The organism is Nocardia takedensis NBRC 100417 (genome assembly GCF_000308695.1).
Taxonomy (GTDB): Bacteria; Actinomycetota; Actinomycetes; order Mycobacteriales; family Mycobacteriaceae; genus Nocardia; species Nocardia takedensis.
Genome location: NZ_BAGG01000252.1, coordinates 1 through 20,544, shown reverse-complemented (window position 1 = coordinate 20,544; position 20,544 = coordinate 1). Strand labels below are relative to the sequence as shown.

Here is a 20,544-nt window from a genome sequence, read left to right as displayed (position 1 = left end):
ACACAGTTTCGGAGTCAAGAGCGCGCGGAAAGGATTCGGCCATGGCGGCACCGACCACCGTCGACCTGCTGTGGGGTGTGCCGCGGCCACCCAGACGCGGCCCCAAACCGGCGCTGACACTCGACGGCATCGTCGCGGAGGCCATCGCGCTCGCCGACGCGGACGGACTCGCCAACTTGTCGATGCAGCGGCTGGCCGAACGACTCGGCTTCACCAAGATGTCGCTGTACCGCTACGTGCCCGGCCGAGCCGAACTCACCGCGCTGATGCTGGACTCGGCGCTGGGCGCGCCCCCGGATCTCGCCCCCGACCCCGAGGCGAACGAGCCGTGGCGCACCCCGCTGCGCCGCTGGTGCGAGACGCTGCACGAACGGTTCGGCGCGCACCCGTGGGGGCTGGAACTGGCGGTCGGCGCGCGAGCGATCGGGCCGAACGAGATGGCCTGGATGGAGCTGGCGCTGCTGGCGCTGGCCGACACCGGACTCAGCACGGCCGAACGGCTCGACACCATCGCCCTGCTGGCGGGGCACGCGCGCAGCCTGGTCCAACAGGTCGTCGCGACGGGAGCGCAGGAATTCCAGGAACGGATCGCGGCGCAACTGGCGCAGATGCGCGAAGTGGCGGCCGAGCGCTACCCCGTGGCCAGCGCGGCGTTCGCGGAAGCCGGGGCCGCCGCGGGCGGCGTCGGGGCGCTCGCCTTCGGCATCGACCGCATCCTCGACGGATTGGGCGCCCACATCACCCGGATGCAGGCGCCCCCGTCAGATCACAGATCGCTGGAGAAATCCTGACCGACCCACCGATCGGGCCGGATGACGAACAGCACCGAGGCGCTGCCGTCGCTGTGCTCGGTGAACTCGCGGCCGCCGTCCGGGCCGAGATAGCGGGTCGCGATCGCGGTGCGGGCATCCAGCGGCGAAGGCGTGAGCGCGTCGACCACCGTGCCCTCCACCGTCACGTACTGGTACGGCAGATCCTCGCGCTGCACCGTGACCGTCACGGCCCCGGCCTCCCGGATCAGCCGGGTCTTGCGATGCCCGCTACCGGTATTGATCCTGATGTCACCGCCCGGGGCGTAGTCGTACCAGATCGGGACGGCCACCGGCGGACGTCCATCGGAAGCCGCCACGGCCAATACCGCGACATGCTTGCCCGCGAGGAATTCCTGGCTCTCGGCTTCGGTGAAAGGTTTCGGCATGGGCCTTCGAACACCGTGTCCCCCAGCGTTATTCCCGCAGTCACCAGATGTCGAGGCAAGCCGGACGCTGCGGGATGTCGAGGGCCGCGGTCGGGCCGTGTACCAGTATCGGCACCGAGGCGCCCGGCGCGGATCGAGCGTGCAACTCTCTTGCCCGGCGCGCACGGAACTGCGTGAACGCGAAGTCCTTCGACAGGCGGTGGTTCGCGCCGGTCGTCGGGTGGGCGAACGCGACCTCGATCCGCACCGAATGCAGATCGAACGCACTGCTTCGCCAGACCTTCCGGTGGCTCGAGGCCACGACCGTTCCGGTCACCGCCGTGGCTGTCCGTCGGAGATATCCCCGTCGCGCACGCCAGGCCGCGCGCAAAAGCAGCGGCCACGACATCAACGCGAGGAGAATGCTCGCCGGGAAGGACAGCATCGCCACGGCCTCGTTGTCCACGAGTTGCCCGAGACGCCACCCCAGGTTGAGGACGCCGCAGAAGTAGAGCACGGCCGCGACCGTGACCGCCGCCGCCCACACGAATCTCGCGACGCCACTCGACATCAGTACGCCCCCCGAATCCCTCGCTGTCGGCCCCACTGCCGCTCGTGATTGTTCCATCGCCGCCCCGGCAGGGCCGCCACGGGGCCGCGCCCGGGTATCACATGACCGTGTGATCCGCGCCCAACGTCCCCGTAATCCGTTGGGCGACAACACTCATGCCACCCGCGGGTCGCGGCCGAGGTAACGCAGGAGGTGTTCGGTCGGGCCGTCGCCGGATTCGGGGTCGAGGATCTCGGCGTAGGCGCCCCAGCGGCGCAGCGGTTCCACGATCTCGGCTTCGCCGCCGCCGGGGGCCGCGGCGACGGTGCGGGCGGCGGTGAGCAGGTGGGTCGACAGGTCCTCGGTCAGCGGGGACGGGTTGCCGGTGGCGACGGCGATGTCCCACGCGTGCACGGCGGCGTCGAGGGCGCTCAGGACGGCGGCGACGGCGGTCGGCAGGTCGCCGTGCGGCAGCGGGGTGGGCACGGTCGCGGTGGTGTCCGCGACGGTCGCCCAGGCGGTGGCGGTGAGTTCGAGTGCGTCGCGGACCAGGTCGGCGGGGGAAGTGCCCTCGATGCTGCCGGAGGGATCGAACGGGTCGTAGGCGGGTCCCGCGCCGAGGCCGAGCGCGGCGGCGTAGGCGAGTTGGTCGCCCGCGGCGTGCTGGATCACCTGCGTGACATTCCACCGGGCGCAGGGCGTCGGCAGCGTCCACTGGTCGGGCCGCACGACGGCGACGGTCTGCGACAGCGCCCGGTAGGAGTCGGCGAGGACGGTGCGCCAGACGGTGGACAGCGGGGAAATGGTGGTCATATCAGGGCCTTTCCGGTGTTCTCGGCTTCTCGATGACACGAGCCTATGCGGCCATTAGGCTGGTTTCCTTCCTAATGGATTCGAGGTGCACTGTGGCGCAGACCACAACCCGGGTGTTGCGATTGCTGTCGCTGTTGCAGGACCGGTCCTATTCCGGACGCGAACTCGCCGAGCGACTCGGCGTCACCGACCGCACCCTGCGCGCCGACGTACAACGCCTGCGCGAACTCGGTTACCCGGTGCACGCCGCCCGTGGTTCAACCGGCGGCTATCGCCTGGGACGCGGCTCGACCATGCCGCCGTTGCTGCTCGACGACGAGGAGGCCGTGGCGGTCGCGGTGGCGGTCGGACTCGCCGAGGACGGCGCCACCGGCCTCGCCGACATCCGCGCCCCGGTGCGGCGGGCACTGACCAAACTCGAATCGATCCTGCCGAAACGGTTGCAGCACAAGGTGACCGCGCTGCGCGCCGCGACGGAGATCGGGCCCGCCACCACCGGGTCGCGCGAGCCCGACGCGCCGGTGACCGCCGAGGTGCTGCTGACCCTGGCCAACGCCATCCGCGACCGCGCGACCGTACGAATCCGCGTCGCCGACGCCGAGGAGACCGAGGTCGAGCCCTACCAGTTGATCAACTGGCAGCGCCGCTGGTATCTGGCCGCCTACCTGCTCGACACCCACACCTGGCGGGCCCTCGGTGTGGCGGGCATCGCGACCGCGCGACCCGCGCACCGACGTTTCGCCGCGCGCACACTGCCCGGTGACGATCCGGTCGCCTTCGTCATGCGCGACATCGCAGGCGCGGGATGGAAGGTCCAGGCGCGGGTCACGGTCCTCGCACCCGCCCGGACGGTGATCGAGCGCATCAATCCGGCCGTCGGCGTCGTGGAACCGGTCGACGAGCACACCTGCACCCTGCTCACCGGCGCGGACGCCCTCGAGACCATCGCCGTCTACCTGAGCATGCTGATGATGGACTTCCGCGTCGATGAGCCGCCGGAACTGGTGGAGCACCTGCGCACCCTGGCCCGACGCTACGCCGAATCCACGACGAGCGCTCCCCCGCTCCACACCTGAGCGCGAATCATCCTGTTCCGCAGCGGTATTTCGAACGGCGGCTAACCCATCAGACCCTCGAGGTGGGTGCGGACCAGGCGGCGTACCGCGGCGGGCGACTCGGTCGCGGTGAGCAGCAGGTGCATCGCGAGACCGTCGATGAGCGCGTGCAATCGCACTGCCTCGTAGTCGATGTCGCGTTCGGCGACGCGCGGGCCGTCGCCGAGGAGATCGAGCACCGTTCGACGGCACAGCGCCCGCAGACCGTCGTGCGCTTGCGCGGCGGCCTGCGCGAGTCGAGGATGCGCGACGGATTCGGTGATCAGCGCCAGGTTCACGCGCATCTCGACACGGCGTTCGTCGTCGAGCGGGATCACTTCGGCGAGCATCGCTTCCGCCCGCGCCATCGGCTCGGCGATTCCCGCGTGCGCGGCGATGCGCTCGGCCGCGCGTTCGTAGACCAGGCGCATCGAGAAATCGAGCAGATCCTCTTTCGTCGCGAAGACGTGACGCAGTGAGCCGGTGGCGATTCCGGCCTCGGCGGCCACCTCCCGGATCGAGATGCCGCTCGCGCCGTCGCGCAGCACGATCCGCCACAGCGCCTCGGCGATCTCGGCGCGACGGGCGGACTGGTCGATGAGCCTGGGCACCGCGTCATGGTAGCCCACCTGTGCTACTTTGAACGCGAGTCTTGGTAACACGCTCGCGCTAACACAAGGGACGAGCAGAGCGGGGAGCGCCCATGAGCAGCAGCAGACATCACGGTCTGGACGTGGCGCGCGGCGTCGCGATCCTCGGCACGCTCGCGACCAACATCTGGATCTTCACCAATGCCGAAGGGCTGGTGGGCTATCTGGAAGGAACCCACCGGGCGACCGGGGCCTGGTCGGCCGTCGAAGCGGTGCTCCAGCAACTGGCACAGGGCAAATTCCTCGGCCTGCTGACCCTCATGTTCGGCATCGGACTGGCCATCCAGCAGCGGTCGGCGCGGCGGCGCGACCACGGGTGGCCGGGTCGGTATCCCTGGCGGGCCGCGCTGCTGTTCCTCGACGGCCTGCTCAACTACTTCCTCTTCGCCGAATTCGACGTGCTCATGGGCTACGCGGTGACCGGCTTGATCGTCGCCTATCTGTTGACCATGCGACTCCGCCGCCAGTTCGTCGCCCTCGGCTTGGCGGCGGCCATCCACCTCGCTCTGCTCGCGCTGTTGGTCTGGGCGCTGAGTACCGCGCCACCCCGAGGCGGACGCCCCCTGGACCCCAACCCCTACGCCGACGGTTCGTTCCTGGACCTCGTCGTCTTCCGCACCGAACACCTGCCCGCGTTCCGCGCGGAAGTGGTCCTCATCCTCCCGATGTCGATCGCCCTGTTCCTCGGCGGCGCGGCACTGCTGCGCGCCGGAATCCTCGAACCCGCGGGCGCGCTACTGCGTCGACGCCTGATGATCGTCGGGTTCGGCCTCGCACTCCCGCTGGATCTGGCCGCCGGCCTGTTCGGCGGAGCATCAGGACTGATCCTCGGCCGCTACGGATTCGCGCCACTCGTCGCGGCGGGCATCCTGGCCTGGATCGCGGGCTACTGGGCGGACGGTCGCGAACCGGGCCGACTCGGACGATCACTCGCCCCGATCGGACGAATGGCATTGAGCTGCTACGTCTTCCAGAACGCTCTCGCGGGCGCGCTCTGCTACGGATGGGGACTCGGGCTGGCCGACGAACTCGACGGGTCCACGGTCGTTCCCGTGACGGTCGCGCTCTATCTCGCCATCGTCGCCGCGCTGATCGCCGGAACACGGATCTGGTCGCGCCGCTTCGCCCGCGGCCCGCTGGAATGGCTCTGGCACCGCGCCTATCTCGCCCTGGCGGGACCCGCCCGAACCACCGCGCCCCGGTGACGGTCCCGAGATCCGCGCTCGGGTCACCCTGGAATCCGGCACATGGACAACGCACGAGGCCGACACCTCCCCGCGTCGGCACCCCATGGGTGAGGATGTCCGACACACCGAGGACGGCCGCTACATCATCGTGAACGGCCGGCGATGGCGCGCGACCGATCCGCTCATCCCCGAGGACCGCCGCGCGGAACTCCGCTCGATCCTCATGGCGTGGCGTCGCGAAGTGCGCCGCACCGACGGCGCGCGGTCCGCGCGCGACGGTGTGCAGGCCGCGAAAGTCGCACTCGGCGAACGTGGTACGCCGTGGTGGGACCAGACCGACGCCGAACGCCGCCTGCGATGGGAGCGAGAGGTGCCGCGCCCCGAATGAAGCTCCGCCGGGCCACCGCCACGACGGAGATCGCGCGCAACCATCACTCGAGCGAACCGACGCGAAAGATCACGTTCTCGCACGAAGACGAATTCCGTACGCGAGATGACCGAGCACGGTGCACAGCGGCGGCCAGAACCATGTCCCCATTCCCCCCGGCCCCGGCGAACACCTGCCACGGAAACAGAGCGACGCCCGCCACCGTCCGACAATGTGATGTGAGAGGTCCCAGTGGTGGGGGGAGATTTCTGTATATCCGTCACCGAGTGAGCGCGCGATTGCGGCCCCGGGGGCAGATAACTGGGTTACTGTGGCGAACGGTCGGTCCGCCGAAGTCCCGGACGCAGCGAACAGGAGTGGTGGTGCGGGGACCGGCGTGCTCTGTTTGTTCGGCGCGTTTCAGTTAGGACGGTTCGCATTCATGCCACGACTTCCCGCCGCTTCTGTCTCCCGTCCGGTCGAGCGCCACTCGGTGGCGCGCTGGGCGGCCAATGCCCGCCGGTATCCGCTGCGCCGCCGGATGGCGCTGCTCGCGACCAGCGCCGCGGACGCGGTCGACGGACTGGGCGGATGGATGTTCGACGCGGCGCTGGCGGGCTGGGAGGTCACCGTGGTCGTCACCGAACGCGGCGACGAGCGGGCACTGGCCGTGCTCGGCGCTGTGTCGCTCGACCTCGACGCGATCGCGGACCCCGTCTTCCGCGCGACGGCCTTCGACGTCTTCGCCCTGTCGACGGACCTGTTCGACCGCGACCAGCGGGTGCGCGCCGCCTACTCCGCCATGGATCGCGACAGGCGGGCCGATGTCATCTGGTGGGGACCCGATGCACCGACCGACGCCCCGACCGCGCATCACCGCGAGGCCAGTCGCGCGGCCCGCGCGTTCAAGGCGCGGGCGCTGTCCTCGGATCGCGCTCGCGCCGTGGGCATCCCGGAGCAGTACTGGTCGGCCGAACCGGTAGCGGGCCTGGGCGTCCTCGCGCGCATCTCCTGACCGGTGGCGCCGCGCGCGCCACCGGCCGAGCGGTCCGTCACCAGGGCAGCGGGATCCACCGGTCGAAGATCCAGAAGCCGTGGCCCTGCCGCTGCGGACCCTGATGGTCCTGGCGGTCGCCGGCCTGATCGCGGCCGGGTTGCTGCTGGGACCGGCCGCGGTCGTCACCGCCGTGACCGGGGTCGGCGCTCGCGACGCCCGCCCCCACGCCGAGAACGGCCAGGCCGATTCCGCCCGCGACCGCCGCCTTCGCCATCATCGATTTCACGCTCTTCACCATCGTCTCCTTCGACCCGCGCATCGCGGTGCTCCTACCGTCGGTCTCTCCGACGACCACGATGCTGCTCGGTGAACCTGCCGAAACCCCGGCAGGCGGCTGGGAAACGGCCGGCAACCGTTCAGCGATGGGCGCCGGGGAGTTCGGCGAGCACGTCGACCTTGGTGGTGTCGAAGGCGAGATAGCCCTTGATCGCGGAACTCTCCGGGTAGGGGTTCTGGTAGGTCCAGGCGATGTCCTCGACGGTCGAGTTCTCGAGCACCGCCGTCCAATACGTCGCCACGCCTTTGTAATTGCAGTAGCTGGTGGCGCTCGACGGCCGCAGCACCTCGGTGCGCACCAGCGACGGCGCGACGTAGAGTCGCGGCGCCAGGGAGGTCTCGAACAGGATGATCGTGTCGCTGGTGTCGACCAGCGGTGTGCCCGCGACCTCGACGCGCAGTCGCCGCGTGGTCGGTCGGCAGTCGACCCGGTGGTACGGGTTGGGCGGGTAGTGCACGAGCCGCCGTCCCTCCTCCGACCAGGTGTCGACGGCGTCCCACGGCACGCTCACGTAGCCGGGGGCCTCCGGGACGGGCTCGCTCGGCAGGTCCGCGACGAGGTCGGCGGGGAAGGCGTAGGTGAGCGGACTGTCGCGGCGATGCACCAGCAGCACGTGCTCGGTGTCGAGGACGACCTGTCCGCCGCGCACCGCCCGCACCCGACGCGGATGGGGTTCGACGAACACCGTCTCGGCGGGTAGCGGCGGGGTGAACCGGCCCGCGGGGTCCGCCCCGAGTGGTCCGTGTCCGGCGAACAGGCTCATCGTCGGTCTCCTGTGGTCGTGGCGCCCGCTACAGGCGCGCCCTCTCATCGATCGCGGTATCGCTGCGGCGCAGCGGGCGGATCAGTCCCTCTTGGGCGAAGGAGGCCAGCAACTCGCCCCGCTCGGTGTGGATCGTGCCGCGCACGTAGGACATTCCCGCGCCGACCTGCGTGCTCTCGTGGGTGTAGAGCAGCCAGCCGTCCCAGGCGACGGGTTCGTGGAAGGTGACGTCGACCGTCACCGGGGCGGTGGAGACCGTGAGATGCGCTTGGGCCGTGCCGATTCCGGGATGCGCGCGCATCGTGGTCGAAATGCCCAGGTGCCCGGTGAAATACGCGAGCAGCGCTTTGGCGAGCTCGTCGCGGGCGGGGATCGGATCGTAGTGCAGCCAGGCGTGCAGTTCGGGCGGCCCGACCTCGTCGGGGCTGTTCACGTCGGTCACCCCGACGAGTCGGACCTGTCTGCCCGCCATCGGCATCACCGCGTCGTTCGCGGTGGCGGGAGTACCGATCTCGGGGCGCGCGAGGTGGTGGCGGATCACGTCGGCGGTCGGCACGTCGGCGAGCACGGTGACCACCACGCAGCGTTTGCCGCCCTGCGCGGCGGTGATCACCGCCGTCGCCATCGACCGGCCCTCGTGCACGACGTCGATGTCGAGTTCGACCGGTTGCCCGACGAGCACCGCCCGCGCGAACACCGCCCGGGCCGACCGGATCGACTTGCCCTCCAGACGTCGCGCCGCGGCGACGATCGCCTGCGCGAGCACCTGCGTCCCCTCGACCACCTGCCGGTCCTGCTCGCCGGCCAGACCCGTCTCGGCGAGGTAGCGACCGTCACCGGCCGGGGTCACGTCGAACAGCGCGAGCAGTCCGTCGACCGTCCACAGCGTGTGCTCCGAACTCGTCGTCATCTTCCGATCTTCACCCCTGCCGCGCCCGAAGTCGCCGATCACGGCCGAACGCGCACGATCTCGCGCGGCATCCCACCACCACGGCCGACCGTCGGCGCGAACGGACACTCGATGACGCTGTCGACCGCTCGCGGGGTGGCCGATCCCAGGGCGTGTCCCCGCAGCGCGAACGGACACTTCGGTGACGGCCTCGATCGCTCCGGAGAAGCCGGTCGATCGGTCCTCGGGTGCGCGTCGCCCGCAGCGTTGACGGACACTCGGCAGGGATCTCTACCGCTCCAAGGGCGGCGGCCAGTCCCGGGGTGCGTGTTGCCCGGGGTGCGGCCGGCCCTCGGGAGGCGAGGCCGGCCGCGAGCGGGTCACCAGATCTCGGAGGTGCCCGAGCAGGTGGTCTCCTGGGGGACCGGGCCGCTGTTGCGGACCACGAAATCGGTGCGGACGGCGCCGGGGCCGGTGGGCGGGTCGAAGTAGAGAGTGCTGCCGTTGCCGAGCACGAATCCCACGGAGCCGCCGCGGGTTTCCGAGCCCGAGGCCCCCGTGGTGAGGTTGGTCCAGTTCAGGGTGACGTCGGTGTTGTAGCCGCCCCAGGCGCTGCCGCCCGCGTGGATGGTGAAGTTCGGGACGCCGGAGGTCCGGTACTGGGAGGCGATCACCTGGCCCGAGTACGGGAAGTCGACGAGGAAGGGGCTCGCGCCCCGGCAGTAGGTGACGATCCAGCTTCCGCCGTCGGCGGAAGCGACGCCCGCGCCCGGCCACGCGAGGGCGGTCAGCGCGGCGGCGGCCACGGCGAGCTGGGCGATCCGGTTGCCTGCCTTCTTCGATGAGTACATATCAGGTCTTCGCCTCTCCTGGAATCGACGGACGCGCCGACAGTACCGAGGCGCACCCCGCGCCCCTATTTCAAAGGGCAGCAATCGGGTTGCGACCCGACGGACACCGGGCGGTCGGAAAACCTCGGCACCCTAGAGTGGAGCGCGACCCGCCGCCCGTCCACCGAGAGGAGTACGCCGATGGACGTCGAGCACTTCCTGCCGTTCCGCCCCAGCACGGTGATCGACCTGTGCGCCCGCGAACTGCCGGAGGGGGACGCCGCGTCGTTCCGCGAGTTCGCGCGCCTGCTGGCGGCTTCGATCCACCACGGCTATCACGAGCGCGGTGACGCCATCCTCGACGCCTACCAGGTGATCGATCCGGCCGAGGACGTGCGGGTGCTGGGCGCGGCGACGGCGCGGGACCGCGCGGCGGCGCGCGCCACGGTGGAGCGCGAACTCGTCGCCTTGGCGGAGGCGGCGGATTTCACCCGTATCGAGACCGAGGAGATCCGGCGCGCCTTCGCCGAGGACTCCCTGGTGAAAGTGCGCCTGCAACTGGACGACCGCGATGTCGAGACGGCGCTGTTCTTCCGGCGCGGGGTGACTCGACGTTCGCAGGTGGTCAAGCAGTTCTTCGGGCTGCGCAAGCGCACCGTCGAATTCACCAACTACGCCAAGGTTCTGGTGTATGTCGCGTTCACGGAACGGCCGGACTCCCCCGCCGACGGCCGGGGCGGCGGCGTGCTGCTGAAGTTGTTCCAGAACGTGCCGCGCAACGATCTGGAGATGCTGTATCCGCGGGTGCGGGTGGGGATGCGCCCGTTGGACAAGCTGCTCATCGGCGTGCCCGCGGTGGTGTCCGGGATCGTGGTGCTGGTCACCAAGCTGATCGGTTCACTGGGGCTGCTGGTGCTGCTGCTGGCGTTCTGGATCGGGCTGCGCGAGGAACCGGTGGAGCTGGATCAGACGGCGTTGGTCACGTTGGGCGCGGGCGCGTTCGCCTTCGGCGGCTACCTGTTCCGCCAGCTCTCCAAATTCAAGAACCGCAGAATGGAGTTGTTGAAGACGCTGTCCGAGCATCTCTACTTCCGCAATCTGGACAACGATTCCGGGGTGTTCCACCACCTGCTCGACGCGGCGGAGGAGGCCGAGGTCAAGGAGACGCTGCTCGCGTATCACTTCCTGCGGATCGCGCGGGGTCCGCTCACCGCCGAGGAGTTGGACCGCCGGGTGGAGCGGTGGTTCGGGCAGCGGTGGGCGACGACGTTCGACTTCGAGGTCGGCGGCGGCGTGCGCAAGCTGCGCGAGCTGGGTCTGGTCGAGCAGGACGGCGGCGCGCTGCGCGCGGTCGCGCTGGACGAGGCGCGGGCACGCCTGGACCGGCACTGGGACGGCTTGTTCACCGGGCCGTTGGACACCACGACCGACCTGACGACGGCACCGAAATGACAGCGGATTCGAAAGGACAACGGATTCGAAAGGACAACGGCCCCATCCGGTTCGGGCCGGATGGGGCCGCCTGTCCCCCGGCCGAACGCCGGGTCTTCGCGCTCCTACTTGGCCGGGGCCGGGGCGGGAGCGTTGATCGTGGCGAAGTACTGGATCGCCGCGCCGATCGCCACCGGAGCGGTCACCAGCAACTGACCGGCGACGGTGCCCAGGGCGCCGATCGCGAGCACGCCGCCCAGGCACCCGATGGCCGCGGCGGGGATGAACGGGCCGAACAGGCCGATGATGGTCGCCGAGGCGACCGTCGCGCCCGCGATGCCGCCCAGCACGCAACCCGCCGCCGCGCCGCCGAGTCCGCCGACCAGGGTGCCCAGGGTCGCGCCGACGGTGACGGTGCTGGTCAGCCGCGACCATGCCGCGACCTCGCGGTCGTATTCGTTCTTGAACGGCGCCTTGTCCTCGTAGGGCAGGGCGACCGGCTTGTAGACGGCGTGCGCGCGGTCGATCCGCGGGGTGAGCGTGGCGGTGCGGTCGCTGATGTCGGCCGCGATCGGGAACTCGAATTCGTCGATACGGAAGGTGAGGGGCGCGCCCGCCACCACCGTGCCGTCGCTCGCCTTGATCTTCAGCGTCGCGTCCTCGACCACCAGCGCGCCCGCGTCGATGGTGATGATGCTCTGGGTGTCGGTGGCGTGGGCGGTGAACCCGACGGCGCCGTCCGCGGCCGGCGCCGCGCCCGCGGCGCCGGTGGCGATCCCGCACGCGGCGACCAGTCCCGCGGCCACCGCTACGATTTTCCTCATCCTGACATGTCCTCTCGGTTCTCGATATGCCCGGCGTCATGGACGCCGGATGCCGGAACCCGAAGGCTCCGAGCAGTTCTGGGGGCGGCGTGCGCCGAGGCCCGGCCGCCGTGCCTGCGTCCGGGGATCCGGGCGACCAGCGGCCCGAGCCCCAGCCTGACCAGGCTGAGCACGCCGTAGGGAAGGACGAAGATGAACAGGATCAACGCCGCGCCGTAGATGATGCCCGCCGCCGACTGGTTGATCTCGGCGGTCCATTGCGGCACATAGACGACGAAGAACGCGCCGAACACCACGCCGGGCGTCGTGGCGAGTCCGCCGACGACGATCATGGTGATGAACGCGATCGCCAACGGCAGTCCGAACGCCTCGGGGCCCACGTATTGGACGACCAGGCTGTAGAGCACACCGCCGACGCCGGCGAGCGCGGCGCTCAGCGCGAAGACCGTGGTCTTGGTCCGGGTCGCGGGCACGCCGAGGGTGGTGGCGACCGCTTCGTAGTCGCGGATCGCGATCAGCGAGCGCCCGATCCGTCCGGCGGCGAGGCGGCGCACCACCAGGTAGGCGAGCAGTGCCACGGCCAGGCACAGGTAGTAGACCCACTGGTCGCGCTCGAGTCCGGTGGCGGCGGGCGGTTCGGCGGCGAAGACGTTGATGCCCGCCTGCCCGTCGGTGACGTGCTCGAAGCGTTTGATGACGGCGGGCGTCACCAGCGCCAGACCCAGTGTGGCCAAAGCCAACTGGAGGCCGTGCAGGCGCAGCGCGGGCAGGCCGAACAGATAGCCCACCGCGTAGCAGACCGCGAAGGCCAGCGGGAACAGCAGCGGGTAGGCCACCCCGTGGTTCTGCACCAGCACCGCGGACAGGTACGCCCCGAGGGCGAAGAAGAAGCCGTGACCCAGCGAGATCTGACCGGTGTTGCCGGTCAACAGGTTCAGGCCGAGTCCGACCACGATGTAGACCAGCACCATCGAGCGGTCGAAGTTCACGTAGGGGGCGGAGATCAGCGGCGCCACCGCGGCGACCAAGACGACCAGCACGACCGTGGTGCGCGAAAGCCACAGCGGGGCATCGAGTTCGGCGCGCGGTACGCGCAGCTGTCGCAGGATCGTCATACCCGCGCCACCTTCTTCACGCCGAGCAGCCCTTCGGGCTTGAGCAGCAGCACGCCCAGGATCAGCACCAGGGCGACGGCCTGTTTGAAGTCGTGGCCGATCCAGGAGACGTAGGTGCCCGCGAGGTTCTCGGCCACGCCCAGGCACAGGCCGCCGACGATGGCGCCGACCGGGCTGTCGAGTCCGCCGAGGACGGCGGCGGCGAAGGCGTAGATCAGCGACGCGACCAGCATGTTCGGCTGGAGGAACAGGTGCGGCGCGGCCAGGGACGCGGCGAGCGCGCCGATGGCGGCCGCGAGCCCCCAGCCGATCGTGAGCATCCGGCCGACCGGCACCCCGATCAGCTTCGCGGAGTCCGGATTTCCGGCCGCCGCGCGCATCGCCAACCCGACCTTGGTCCGTTGGAACAGCACGAACAGCAGCGCGGCGACCACGACGACCGCGCCGAGGATCACCACCGACTGCCGCGACAGCACGACCGGTCCCAGTTCGAGCACCGGCCCGGACAGCACCGCCGGGAACTCCCGGCTCTGCACGCCCCAGATCCAGCCCGCCGCGCTGTTGAGCACGAGCATCAACCCGAGGGTGATGATGACCAGCGGCATGTGGTTCGGCGAGCCCGCCAGCGGCCGGATCAGCACCCGCTCGGTGAGCGCGCCGCCGAGGAAGGCCACGGCCATCGCGCCGAGGATCGCCAGAGCCAGCGGCGCGCCCCACTGGTGGAACTGCCAGGCGAAGAACGCCGAGAACATCGCCATCTCGCCCTGGGCGAAGTTGACGATCCCCGAGGCGCGGTAGACCAGGACGATGCTGAGCGCGAACGCGGCGTAGAGCGCGCCCCACGTCAGCCCGTCCACCACTTGTTGCAGAAACACTTGCATGAGAAACAGAACTCCTGTGCTCAGTAGCCGAGGTAGGCGCGCCGCACGGACTCGTCGTCGGCCAAGCCCGCGGCGGGGCGCTGGGCCAGGACGCGGCCCGCGTCGACCAGCACCGCCGAGGTTCCGATGTCGAGTGCCAGGTGCGCGTTCTGCTCGACCACGAGGATCGTGGCGCCGGTCTCGGCGTTGATGCGGGCCAGCGCCCGGAACACCTCCTGGGTGATGCGGGGCGCGAGACCGAGGGACGGCTCGTCCAGCAGCAGCAACCGCGGCCCGGCCACCAGCGCGCGGGCGATGGCCAGCATCTGCTGTTCGCCGCCGCTGAGTCCTGCCGCCTGCTGCCCGCGCCGCTCGCGCAGTCGCGGGAAGAATTCGTACCACTGGGCGATCGCGCGCCGGGTGGCCGCGGCCGTGCTCGCGTAGCCCCCGACGCGCAGGTTCTCCTCGACGGTCAGGTCGCCGAAGGTGCCGCGCCCCTGCGGCACGTGCGCGATGCCCAGGCCGGCGATGCGATCGGTGCGCAGGCCGGCGATGTCGCGGCCGTCGAACACGATCCGTCCGGTGGTCCGCACCATCGCGCAGATCGAGCGCAGGATGGTGGTCTTGCCCGCGCCGTTGGCGCCGAGCACGACCGTCACCTCGCCCGCGGGGACCTGGAAGTCGATGCCGTGCAACACTTCCGCGCTGCCGTAGCGGGCGCGCAGCCCTTCGACGGTGAGCAGGTTCACGCCGCGCCTCCCAGATACGCCTCGACCACTTCGGGATGCGCCGCGACCTCGGCGGGCGCGCCCTCGGTGACCTTCCGGCCGAAGTTCAGGACGACCACCCGGTCCGAGATCGACATCACCATCGCCATGTGGTGCTCGACGAGCAGCACCGAGAACCCGTGTTCGTCGCGCAGGGCGCGCACCGTGTCGGCGAGTTCGAGCACTTCCTCGTGGATGAGCCCGTTGGCCGGTTCGTCCAGCATCAGCAGCCTGGGTCGCTGCATCAGCGCCCGTGCGAGTTCGACCCGTTTGAGGGTGCCGTAGGGCAGGTTGCCCGCCGGCTGCGCGCCGAGGTCGGCCAGGCCCATCGAATCCAGCAGCGACCACGCGTGTTCGCGTTCGCGGCGCTCCTCGCGGCGCGTCGGCGGCAGACCCAGGGCGGTGCGCAGGAAGCCGGCCCGCGTGCGGGAGTACGCGCCGGTCAGCACGTTCTCCACCACCGACATCGTCGGGAACAGGCCGATGTTCTGGAAGGTGCGCGCGATCCCGATGTCGGCGATGCCCGCCGGGGGCAGGCCGAGCAGGTCGGTGTCGCCGAAGGCGATGCGACCGGATTCCGGCCGATACAGGCCGCTGACGCAGTTGAACAAGGTGGTCTTGCCCGCGCCGTTGGGGCCGATCAGTCCGACGATGAGATCGGGTTCGATGGTGAAGGAGGGGCCGTCCAGGGCGACCACGCCCCCGAAACGCAACCGGACCTCCTCGACGCGCAACGCGGGAGCCGTCCCGCCCGACCGCCCCGTGGTCATCGACCGTTGCCGCGGGTGACCACGGCGTCGTAGTGCCAACTGCCGTCGCGGAAGGTCATCGGCGCCATCGAGGTGATCGCGTAGGGGTAGGCGGGGGTGGTGTCGAAGGTGACGCCCTGGATGGACAGGTCCGTCGTCACGCCCTTCATGTTGCGCACGGAGTCGAGCAGGTCGGCGCGGGTGCAGCCCTTCATCTGCTCGAGCGCGGCGACGAGCAGTTGCGCGGTGTTGTAGCCGGTGGCCGCGATGGTGTCGGTGGTCTTGACCTTGCCCGCGTTGCGCTCGGCGAAGGCCCGCCAGGCACGCACGCCCGGGATCGCGTCGTGTTCGGTGCTGCTGACGTCGTAGATCCAGTAGAAGGAATGGATTCCCTCGGCCGCGCCGGGGCCCGCCGGGGCGAGGACGAAGTTGGTGTCGGTGGCGCCGGAGTAGATGTAGGTGTCGGGCTTCCAGCGCAATTCGTCGGCCTTCTTCAGTGACTGGGTCACGAAACTGGCGGTCGCGAAGTTGACGAAGACGTCGGCCCCCGAGTTCGCGAGGTTGACCAACTGGGAGTCGATCGACGGTGTGGTCTGCTCGTAGGACTGTTCGGCGACGATCCGCGCCCCGCTGCCCTCGAGCGCGGATTTCAGCGCCGAGAGGCTGCCCGCGCCGAGGCTGTCGTTCGGGTAGAGCACGGCGATCTTCGCCTGCGGGTGGTCGCGGCGGATCTGCGCGGCGCGTTCCGAAACCTCCCACCCTGTCTGCGGATTCACCGCGCCCGCCACGACCGGTCGGCTGTCGAGCTTGGCGACCAGTTCGTCGGTGCCGGTCATCGGGAACACCAGCGGCACCTCGCGCTGGGTCAGGTAGTCCACGACGGCCAGGGTGGAGGCGGTGCCGATCAGGTTCTGAATGGCGAACACCTGATCCTGTTCGACCAGCGAGCGCACATTGCCGACGGTGCGCGCCGGGTCGTAGCCGTCGTCCTTGGCGAGGTAGGTGATCTCGCGGGACTTGCCGTCGCCCATCGCGACACCGCCCGCCGCGTTGATCTCGTCGAACAGCGCCGTCGCCGCGGTGGCCTGCGGACCGGCCACGGACTGCATGAGGCTGGTGCCGAAGGTGATCCGGGTGTCGGTGATCCCGGGATCGCAGTCACCGGAACCGGTCACGGTCTCGCGACCGGAGCAGGCGGTGAGGACGGCGGCGGCGCTCAGGGCGGCGAGGCCGAAGGCGAGGGTTCGTTTCATGATCGCTTCCAGAGGGTGAGAGGTGCCGAAGGCAGTGGAGGCCGGCCGCCTCCCGGGCGGCGTGACCGGAGCGGTCGGGCGGTGTCAGCCGAGTGCGAGGGTCTCGCGGGTCGACTTCCCGGTGGGGGCGTCGATCACGGATGCGGTCATGCGGACTCCTCGGCACTCGAACTCTGATGTGACAGTCATGTCATTTTTGATGTGACAGTCATGTCAACTTGAGGAAGTGTGACCGGGAGCACGAGACATGTCAACCGGCAAATGTGACCCGCACCGCAGGAACGGCAGGAGCAGACGGGATCACAGGCTTCTCACCTGCGGATATCGGTGTCGATCACGTCATGGAAATTCGGACGAAAGGGGCACCTACGGTCCGGGCTCCCCCGCGGCTATCGGCGGGTCATTCCCCGGTCTGCGCGGTCGAGGCCGACTCGCGCAGCCACTGGTCGTCAGGGCAGCGCGGACCTCGATCTCGCAACCCCACTCGACCGCGGACACCTGTTCGTCAGGGCAGCGCGGCCGGCCTCGACCTCGCAACGCTTGACTCGAGCGCGGGCACGCCCCCTGTCGCCCCCCGCACCCACAATTCCGGCGGCATGACCCCGTTCGCCGAGCACTTCGCCCTCGGCGTGCAGGATCTGCTGCCGTCGGAGATCTGCCTTGTGGGCGCTACCGCACTTCCGAGGAGTGAATCGCCCGAAGCCCCAGGGGCACGGCGTTTTCGGCGAGATAGGTCGCGAAGCGTTCGCCGATGCGCTTGTGGGCGAGGGCATTCGGATGCAGCGCGTCCGGGAGTGGAAGTTCCACGGCGTCGGCCGGACCGAAAAGCGTTGTGCCGTCCAGGTAGTGCAGATGCGGATCCGCCCCGCGCCGTTCGGTCAGCGACGCGAGTTCGGCGCGGATCGAACGCAGCGTGGGCTTGCCGCGCGCGGCGTCGGCCGGGTCGCCGGTGGCGACGAAACGAACCTGGTCGGTGCCCAGGGTGGTCATGTCGAACGCGCCCGGACCCGGCGTCGTCTCGTGGATGTCGCAGAAGATCGGCGAGATCAGCACGATCGGCGTGGTCGGGTGCCCGTCGCGGATCGTGTCGAGGAAACCGTGCACCGCCGAGGTGAACGCGCGCACGCGCATCATGTCGCCGTTGACCAAGTTGATGCCGAGTTTGACGCTGATCAGGTCGGCGGGCGAGTCGCGGATGACCCGCGCCATGAACTGGTCCACCAAGGCGCTGCCGCCGAACCCGAGGTTGCGCAGGTCGAGTCCGACGCGGCGGGCGGCCAGCGCGGCCCAGGTCTCGGTGGGCGCGAGGGCGCCCGAGCCCTGACTGATGGAACTGCCGTGGTGCACCCAGCGCGGGCGAGTGTCGGCCTCGGGTCGCAGCGGCGCGTCGGCGCGCAACGAAACCACTTCGACGGATTCGTTGTGCGGGAGCCAGATCTCGACGACCTTCTCCCCCGCGGGCAGGTCCGCGACGCTCGTGGTGTGCGGCGCACCGGCCGCGAACGTGGTCGTCCCGACGCGCAGGTCGACCTCGGTGACATCGCCGCCGGTCAGGACCTCGCGCTGGAACAGATCACCGTCGACCAGGATGTCGAGACGTCCGCGAGGGCGGCTCGCGCCGAGATAGGCGATCCGGGCCGTGTGCACTTCGAGCTCGAAGGCGCTCGCTGTGGTTCGCGCGACCACCCGAACGCCCGCGGGCTGGGTCTGCATCGACAACAGTTGCGGGTCCGGGCACTGCTCGCGCACCCATACCGGAAGTCGATGCACCCGAAGGCCGCGATCGGTTCGTTCGAGTTCGGCGGCTCCCCGCACCAGGGCCGGGTCGATCATGTCACTCATTGCGCGCCTCCGGCCCACGAGGTGAATACGGTGTCGAGCGCGTCCAGGGCGCGCTCCCAGGAGACTTCCGTGTCCGGGTCGCGGTAGTCGAAACCGCCCGTTCGCTCCAACGCCACGAAGCCGTTGACGAACGCCGCGAGCATCCGAACCGCGTGCACCACTTCGACTTCGGACAAGCCGTAGCCACGCAGCACGGCGATGGTCAGCGTGGCCAGCCGCCGGGCCGCATCGGAATGCACGACGCCCGGAGAAGCCCTGCGCTGCAACGCCTCCCACCTACCGGGGAACCGCCGCGCGTAATCACGTTGCGCCGCACCGAGACCCACCAGCGCGTCCCGCCTCGATCGGCCCGCCACCGCATCGGCGACCACCTCGGCGAGTTCGGCGAGCGCGAGTTCGTGCACGCCGTCGCACACCGCCGCCCGATCCTTGAGATGACCGTAGAGACTCGCGGTGCGCACACCGAGCGCCCGCGCCACAGACGACATCACGATGGCGTCGAAACCGTCGCGATCGGCCAGGTCGGCCGCGGCGGTGACGATCGTCCGGGGAGTCAACGGTGGGCGGGACATGCGGCCATCCTAACACTATTAGGTAAGTACCTAAAACCGTTAGCTCGGCGGCTCGGCGGCCGGGTGTCCTTGGACCCGCACACCAGAGCGTGACTACGCCTCGAACAGGAGGTAGAGGCCGAGGAAGGTGTAGGCGACCATGGTCAGCATGAGCGCGAGTTGGCCGGTGAGTCGGTGGGCTCGGGGCAGCAGGCGCAGGCAGCGGTCGTGGGCGGCGGCGACGCCGAGGATGTGGCCGAGCAGGACGGCCGCGACTTTGATCGTGCCCAGCAGCGCGGGGTGGTTGGACAGCAGGTAGGCGACGTCGCGGTCGGCGAGTCCGGCGAGGTTCCAGCCGCGCTCGAACGGGTCGGCGAACAGCAGCAGCGTCGCCTGACCTTTCTCCACCAGGAAGCTCAGGTAGTGGGCGACGAGGTAGCCCGCGACGATCGGGGTGAGGCTGTGCGCGAGTTCGCGCGGCAGCAGTGCGCGGCGTTCGGGGGTGAGGCCGCCGGTGGCGCGGGTCGCCAGGGTGAACGCGCCGCCCACGACGAGGATGAAGGCGAGCAGTCCTCCGGTGCGCACGAGCGTCGCGAGCAGGTCGGAGTCGCCGCTCAGGTCGGCGACCAGTGACCGCCAGGACGGGAAGGTCGAGAAGCTGTCGAAGGCGGTCGAGCCGAGCAGGGTCGCGGCCACGGCGACCGAGCCCGCGAGCGCCGGTGTGCCCGCGACGTTGTCCAGGGGTGCGCGCAGGACCAGCGTGCGGTCCTCGCGTCGGCCGAGCGGGCTGAGTCGGCCGACGAGGTCGCTGTAGACCTCGAGCGGGTCACCGTGTTCGGCCCACGGGGTACCGAAGACGATCAGACCGGCCGTGGTGATCGCGAGGTAGGCCACCAGCCACGTGGTCACGGCGGCGAGCGCGCCCGGGTCCGGGTGGACCAGTTCGAGCCAGACGAAGGAGAACAGGCCGAGCACGCCCGGCCACTGCCCCCACCGCTCCGGGTAGTCGACCATGCCACGGTGCGCGGGACGGCGGATCACCGCGCAGAGCAGGCGGTGCAGCGCGCGCGGCGGGGACAGCAGTCGCCACACCGGCCCGAGGACCAGCGAGGCGACCATGATCCCGACCCACACGAAGATGTAGAGCACGCCGGGCACGGGGTTGCGCGCCGGATCGGCGGAGCCGAAGAAGGCCACGGCGAGCACGATCGCGGTGGCGACGAGGCCGATCACCCCGAGAACGGCGCGCGTCCGCGACGAGTCGAGGACCGCGCGCACCCCGTCCGGCAGCGCGAGCCCCGGCGAGCGCGGGTCCAGACGCGGTTCCCGCCACGCGAACAACAGGATGACGAAGGAGAACGTCAGTGCCCAGGCGGCCCCGATGAGGGCGTAGGAGAACGGGATCGGCAGGTCGCTCGCGCCGCCGATCCCGTGCGCGAGCACCGTCATGCGCGCACGAGCAGCGTCACCACCGTGCGATCGGCGTGATGCAGTTCGA

Annotated in this window: 23 protein-coding genes; 6 read left to right on the top strand and 17 right to left on the bottom strand. The window is 70.1% G+C overall.

Annotated elements, in window-relative coordinates:
* The first annotated feature begins 41 nt into the window (after nucleotides 1–41).
* Nucleotides 42–791, top strand: a complete 750-nt coding sequence (locus ON30_RS30690; RefSeq protein ID WP_051030194.1) for a TetR/AcrR family transcriptional regulator — start codon at nucleotides 42–44, stop codon at nucleotides 789–791.
* Here the strand turns inward: ON30_RS30690 and ON30_RS30685 are convergent.
* The 3 genes from ON30_RS30685 to ON30_RS30675 all read right to left on the bottom strand — a co-directional run bounded on the left by ON30_RS30685 (nucleotide 767) and on the right by ON30_RS30675 (nucleotide 2,540).
* On the bottom strand, nucleotides 767–1,198 hold the full coding sequence (locus tag ON30_RS30685; RefSeq protein ID WP_040713165.1) for a TIGR03618 family F420-dependent PPOX class oxidoreductase: 432 nt from the start codon (nucleotides 1,196–1,198) through the stop codon (nucleotides 767–769). The genes ON30_RS30690 and ON30_RS30685 overlap by 25 nt on opposite strands.
* 40 nt (nucleotides 1,199–1,238) lie before the next feature.
* Nucleotides 1,239–1,748 (bottom strand): hypothetical protein, encoded by a 510-nt coding sequence (locus tag ON30_RS30680; RefSeq protein ID WP_040713164.1) that lies wholly within the window; start codon nucleotides 1,746–1,748, stop codon nucleotides 1,239–1,241.
* Between the two features lie 153 nt (nucleotides 1,749–1,901).
* On the bottom strand, nucleotides 1,902–2,540 hold the full coding sequence (locus tag ON30_RS30675; RefSeq protein ID WP_040713163.1) for a TIGR03086 family metal-binding protein: 639 nt from the start codon (nucleotides 2,538–2,540) through the stop codon (nucleotides 1,902–1,904).
* A gap of 92 nt (nucleotides 2,541–2,632) precedes the next feature.
* Here ON30_RS30675 and ON30_RS30670 point away from each other — a divergent pair, with 92 nt between their 5' ends.
* Nucleotides 2,633–3,616 carry a helix-turn-helix transcriptional regulator gene (locus tag ON30_RS30670; protein ID WP_040713162.1) on the top strand — a complete coding sequence of 328 codons (984 nt, stop codon included), beginning with the start codon at nucleotides 2,633–2,635 and terminating at the stop codon, nucleotides 3,614–3,616.
* Nucleotides 3,617–3,657: 41 nt separating this feature from the next.
* Here ON30_RS30670 and ON30_RS30665 read toward each other — a convergent pair whose 3' ends face one another.
* Nucleotides 3,658–4,245 carry a TetR/AcrR family transcriptional regulator gene (locus ON30_RS30665; protein ID WP_040713189.1) on the bottom strand — a complete coding sequence of 196 codons (588 nt, stop codon included), beginning with the start codon at nucleotides 4,243–4,245 and terminating at the stop codon, nucleotides 3,658–3,660.
* A 92-nt stretch (nucleotides 4,246–4,337) separates the two neighbouring features.
* On the opposite strand from ON30_RS30665, the gene ON30_RS30660 reads away from it, so the two are divergent.
* The 3 genes from ON30_RS30660 (at nucleotide 4,338) to ON30_RS30650 (ending at nucleotide 6,853) form a co-directional block, all read left to right on the top strand.
* Entirely contained in the window at nucleotides 4,338–5,489 is a 1,152-nt protein-coding gene (locus tag ON30_RS30660) for a DUF418 domain-containing protein (protein ID WP_040713161.1), read from the top strand.
* An 85-nt stretch (nucleotides 5,490–5,574) separates the two neighbouring features.
* Nucleotides 5,575–5,859, top strand: coding sequence for a hypothetical protein (locus ON30_RS30655; protein ID WP_040713160.1), 285 nt, complete (start codon nucleotides 5,575–5,577; stop codon nucleotides 5,857–5,859).
* 421 nt (nucleotides 5,860–6,280) lie between these two features.
* Nucleotides 6,281–6,853, top strand: a complete 573-nt coding sequence (locus ON30_RS30650; RefSeq protein WP_157183963.1) for a hypothetical protein — start codon at nucleotides 6,281–6,283, stop codon at nucleotides 6,851–6,853.
* A 37-nt stretch (nucleotides 6,854–6,890) separates the two neighbouring features.
* Here ON30_RS30650 and ON30_RS30645 read toward each other — a convergent pair whose 3' ends face one another.
* The 4 genes from ON30_RS30645 to ON30_RS30630 all read right to left on the bottom strand — a co-directional run bounded on the left by ON30_RS30645 (nucleotide 6,891) and on the right by ON30_RS30630 (nucleotide 9,675).
* Nucleotides 6,891–7,154 (bottom strand): hypothetical protein, encoded by a 264-nt coding sequence (locus ON30_RS30645; RefSeq protein WP_373282660.1) that lies wholly within the window; start codon nucleotides 7,152–7,154, stop codon nucleotides 6,891–6,893.
* 97 nt (nucleotides 7,155–7,251) lie between these two features.
* Nucleotides 7,252–7,935: a DUF427 domain-containing protein gene (locus tag ON30_RS30640; RefSeq protein ID WP_040713159.1), complete on the bottom strand. Its 684-nt coding sequence runs from the start codon at nucleotides 7,933–7,935 to the stop codon at nucleotides 7,252–7,254.
* Nucleotides 7,936–7,963: 28 nt separating this feature from the next.
* Entirely contained in the window at nucleotides 7,964–8,845 is an 882-nt protein-coding gene (locus tag ON30_RS30635; protein ID WP_040713185.1) for an acyl-CoA thioesterase, read from the bottom strand.
* Between the two features lie 359 nt (nucleotides 8,846–9,204).
* Nucleotides 9,205–9,675 carry a hypothetical protein gene (locus ON30_RS30630; RefSeq protein ID WP_040713157.1) on the bottom strand — a complete coding sequence of 157 codons (471 nt, stop codon included), beginning with the start codon at nucleotides 9,673–9,675 and terminating at the stop codon, nucleotides 9,205–9,207.
* Nucleotides 9,676–9,855: 180 nt separating this feature from the next.
* On the opposite strand from ON30_RS30630, the gene ON30_RS30625 reads away from it, so the two are divergent.
* Complete coding sequence (locus ON30_RS30625; RefSeq protein WP_051030192.1) at nucleotides 9,856–11,106, top strand: TMEM143 family protein; 1,251 nt, start codon at nucleotides 9,856–9,858, stop codon at nucleotides 11,104–11,106.
* A gap of 104 nt (nucleotides 11,107–11,210) precedes the next feature.
* On the opposite strand, the gene ON30_RS30620 is transcribed toward ON30_RS30625, so the two are convergent.
* The 9 genes from ON30_RS30620 to ON30_RS30580 all read right to left on the bottom strand — a co-directional run bounded on the left by ON30_RS30620 (nucleotide 11,211) and on the right by ON30_RS30580 (nucleotide 20,495).
* A complete protein-coding gene (locus tag ON30_RS30620; protein ID WP_040713155.1) occupies nucleotides 11,211–11,909 on the bottom strand; it encodes a DUF8020 domain-containing protein in 699 nt (232 codons plus the stop codon).
* Complete coding sequence (locus ON30_RS30615) at nucleotides 11,906–13,024, bottom strand: branched-chain amino acid ABC transporter permease (RefSeq protein WP_083911814.1); 1,119 nt, start codon at nucleotides 13,022–13,024, stop codon at nucleotides 11,906–11,908. The genes ON30_RS30620 and ON30_RS30615 overlap by 4 nt, the downstream gene beginning before the upstream one ends.
* Nucleotides 13,021–13,905: a branched-chain amino acid ABC transporter permease gene (locus tag ON30_RS30610; protein ID WP_040713153.1), complete on the bottom strand. Its 885-nt coding sequence runs from the start codon at nucleotides 13,903–13,905 to the stop codon at nucleotides 13,021–13,023. The genes ON30_RS30615 and ON30_RS30610 overlap by 4 nt, the downstream gene beginning before the upstream one ends.
* A 20-nt stretch (nucleotides 13,906–13,925) precedes the next feature.
* Nucleotides 13,926–14,633, bottom strand: a complete 708-nt coding sequence (locus tag ON30_RS30605) for an ABC transporter ATP-binding protein (protein ID WP_040713151.1) — start codon at nucleotides 14,631–14,633, stop codon at nucleotides 13,926–13,928.
* A complete protein-coding gene (locus ON30_RS30600) occupies nucleotides 14,630–15,421 on the bottom strand; it encodes an ABC transporter ATP-binding protein (RefSeq protein ID WP_040713149.1) in 792 nt (263 codons plus the stop codon). Before ON30_RS30600 ends, ON30_RS30605 begins: the two co-directional genes overlap by 4 nt.
* Complete coding sequence (locus ON30_RS30595; protein WP_040713147.1) at nucleotides 15,418–16,653, bottom strand: ABC transporter substrate-binding protein; 1,236 nt, start codon at nucleotides 16,651–16,653, stop codon at nucleotides 15,418–15,420. Before ON30_RS30595 ends, ON30_RS30600 begins: the two co-directional genes overlap by 4 nt.
* A 669-nt stretch (nucleotides 16,654–17,322) precedes the next feature.
* A complete protein-coding gene (locus ON30_RS30590; RefSeq protein WP_051030191.1) occupies nucleotides 17,323–18,495 on the bottom strand; it encodes a GDSL-type esterase/lipase family protein in 1,173 nt (390 codons plus the stop codon).
* Nucleotides 18,492–19,067 (bottom strand): TetR/AcrR family transcriptional regulator, encoded by a 576-nt coding sequence (locus tag ON30_RS30585; RefSeq protein WP_040713145.1) that lies wholly within the window; start codon nucleotides 19,065–19,067, stop codon nucleotides 18,492–18,494. Before ON30_RS30585 ends, ON30_RS30590 begins: the two co-directional genes overlap by 4 nt.
* A 93-nt stretch (nucleotides 19,068–19,160) precedes the next feature.
* Nucleotides 19,161–20,495 carry a hypothetical protein gene (locus ON30_RS30580; RefSeq protein ID WP_040713143.1) on the bottom strand — a complete coding sequence of 445 codons (1,335 nt, stop codon included), beginning with the start codon at nucleotides 20,493–20,495 and terminating at the stop codon, nucleotides 19,161–19,163.
* Nucleotides 20,496–20,544 lie beyond the last annotated feature (49 nt).